Origin of the sequence: Paenibacillus sp. cl130, assembly GCF_900116035.1 — a bacterium.
Taxonomy (GTDB): domain Bacteria; phylum Bacillota; class Bacilli; order Paenibacillales; family Paenibacillaceae; genus Paenibacillus; species Paenibacillus polymyxa_B.
Genome location: NZ_FOYG01000026.1, coordinates 1 through 1,729, shown reverse-complemented (window position 1 = coordinate 1,729; position 1,729 = coordinate 1). Strand labels below are relative to the sequence as shown.

The window sequence follows — 1,729 nt, the reverse complement described above, 5'->3', positions numbered from 1 at the left end:
CACCGAACGCTCGGCGAGAATGCCGACGATCGTCTCCCGGCCGATGCCGCTTGCGCGCAGCGTGGCCGCCAAACGGTTCGCCCGCTCGTTCAGCTCCGCATACGTCAGCCGGTCGTTCTCGTACACGACGGCCTCCGCTTCCGGCGTGCGCTCCGCCTGTTCCTCGAACAGCCGGTGGAACGCGGCCACAGGAGCCGCTTCCGGCTGCGCTGGGTTGAACGCGCCGAGAATTTGTTCTTTTTCCTCTGCCGTCAGCAAGTTCAGCTCGGCGATCTTCGCATCTGGACGGCTTACGATCGTTACGAGCAGCTGCTCGTAATGTTTCGCCAGCCGTTCGATCGTCTCCCTTTTGTAGAGAGCCGTCGCATATTCGAAGCTGTAATCCAAGCCGCCGTTCTCCTCGCCCACATCCAAGCTGATATCAAACTTCGCGGTATCCAGTGCGCTCGGATAAGGAATCAGGCGAAGCCCTTCCAGCTCAAATTCCTCGTCCTCCGTATTCTGCATCGTAAACAGCGTGTCGAAGAGCGGATTGCGGCTTAAATCACGGGTGACTTGCACCTTGTCCACCAATTCTTCGAACGGATAGTTTTGATGCTCGAAGGCGTGGAGGGTCGTTTCTTTGACTTCGTTCAGGTATGACAGGAATGTCTTCTCCGAAGCCGGATAACTGCGGATAGCCAGCGTGTTTAAGAAAATCCCGATCAACGGCTGCACATCCCCATGATTCCTTCCGGCAATCGGCGTACCGACGATCACGTCTTCCTGACCTGAATATTTATGCAGAAGGACGTTATACGCCGCAAGCAGCACCATAAACAGCGTTGTGCCCGTTTCCGAGGCCAGCTGCTTCAGGCCGTCGGTTTTCGAAGCGTCGAAGAAAAACTCCAGCGTTTGGCCTTCGTAGCTCTGCACGGCCGGACGCGGATAGTCGGTCGGCATTTCCAGCACCGGAAGCTCGCCTTGGAACATGTCCAGCCAGTACGCCTCCTGACGCTGAAGCCGTTCCTTCTGCTCCTGCGAATGCTGCCAAACGGTGTAGTCTTTGTACTGAACGCGCAGAGGCTCCAATTGCTCGCCGCCGTACAAGCGGACGAATTCTTCAACAAAGATTTCCATCGAGACGCCGTCGGAAATAATATGATGCATGTCGTACATTAGAATATGGCGTTCCGGAGCCAGCTCGACAAGGCCTACCCTCAGCAGCGGAGGCTTCACCAAGTCAAACGGACGGACGAAACGGCGAACCGTCTCTTCGGCCTCTTGCTCATCCACTCGATAGAACTCCACAGCAAAATTCACGTCATGGTATAACCGCTGCGATGCTTCGCCATCCACCATTTCGAACCCGGTGCGCAGCATTTCATGCCGCGCCACGAGCTTACGGAACGCTTCTTCGAACCTTGTCCGATCCAAAGCACCCTCCAGCAGCATCGCTTCCGGCATGTTGTAGCTAAGCTCCGCGCCTTCCAGTTGATTCAGGATAAAGAGACGTTTTTGAGCAAAAGATTGCGGGTACACCTCCCGGTCATCCGCCACCGGAATGGCAATGAATGTCTGCTCATCCAGCCGGGAAATGGCGGATGCCATGCTCTCGATCATGGAATGGCGGAACACGTCACGCAGCGGCAGATCCACGTTCAACTCTTTATGAATCTTGCTGACCAGCGTCGTCGCCCGCAGGGAGTGGCCGCCGATGTCGAAGAAGTTGTCGTGAACGCCAATCTCC

General features: G+C 56.2%; 1 protein-coding gene. It reads right to left on the bottom strand.

Translation table 11 applies throughout. From position 1 onward, the window contains the following. A partial coding sequence (locus BM358_RS26160; RefSeq protein ID WP_143109578.1) for a condensation domain-containing protein occupies window positions 1-1,729 on the bottom strand: 1,729 nt, incomplete at both ends.